Genomic DNA, 1,004 nt, shown 5'->3' with positions numbered 1-1,004 from the left:
GGCGGTGGTGGCGGTCGCGCCGGGAACCGCGGTGCTCGCCGTCGGGGTGCTGGTCGCCGGTGGCGGGGCCGGCGCCGCGACACCGGCGCTGGTCGCCGCGATCGCCGCGTCCCTCTCCCCGGAGACCGAGGGGCGTGCGCAGGGGGTGGTCAACAGCGGCACCGGGGCCGGTGTGGTGGCCGGCGGCCTGCTGGTGCTCGCCGCCCCCGATGCCTGGCGGGCGGCCTGGCTGGGGTTCGCCGTCCTGGCGCTCGTGGTCACCTGGGCCGCCGACCGGTCGGCCCGCTGGCCGGGCCCCGTCGCGCCGTCCGGCCCCGCCGACCGGCCGTGGCGCGCGCTGGGCCGGCCGACCGTGGCCGCCGTGATCGCGGGCGCGGGGTGCGCCGGCGTCTGGACCTTCGGCCGGGACCTGATGACCGGGGCGGGTGAGCTGTCCGCCGGGACCAGCGGGGCGCTGTGGTGCGTCCTGGGCGCGGCGGGCCTGCTCGGCGGGGTCAGCGGTGCGTTGGTCGAGCGCGTCGGGGTGCGCGCCGCCTGGCGCGGCAGCCTGCTGGTGGCCGCGGCCGCGACCGCGCTGCTCGCCGTGCGGCCCGGCGATCCGTGGGTGGCCGGTCTCGCCCTGGCCGCCTTCGGCGGCGCCTTCGTGGCGCTCAGCGGCGTGCTGATCGCCTGGGGTGCACGGGCACGCCCGGACGGGGCGGCGGCTGCCGCGGCGTTCCTGTTCGTGGGCCTCACCGCCGGCCAGGCGCTCGGCGCCGTGGCGCTCGGCGCCCTGGCGGCAGGCCCCGGCCTTGCCGCGGCCCTGCTGGTCGCGGCGGCGACGGTGCTGATCGGCGCCGGCGCCGCCGCGCGCCCCGGGTGGACGGGAGCGGTCGGTGCGGGCCCGCGGGAGCCGGCCGCCGCCGGCTAGCTTTCGCCTCGCCAGTCAAGAGCTGTAGCGGGCAGGGGGCATCGGGCCGGGTGCTTCAGCGTCCGGCCGTGGGGTGCAGCGCGGTGGTCGGGTC

At 81.1% G+C, this 1,004-nt stretch carries 1 protein-coding gene; it reads left to right on the top strand.

The annotated features are described in order from the left end of the window. A partial coding sequence (locus E9565_RS21895) for an MFS transporter (protein ID WP_236836726.1) occupies positions 1 to 910 on the top strand: 910 nt, incomplete at its 5' end. Positions 911 to 1,004: the final 94 nt, after the last annotated feature.

Source organism: Blastococcus sp. KM273129, assembly GCF_021698995.1.
GTDB lineage: Bacteria > Actinomycetota > Actinomycetes > Mycobacteriales > Geodermatophilaceae > Blastococcus.
Note: the sequence above shows the minus strand (reverse complement) of the source record. Positions and strands in the feature narration are given on the sequence as shown.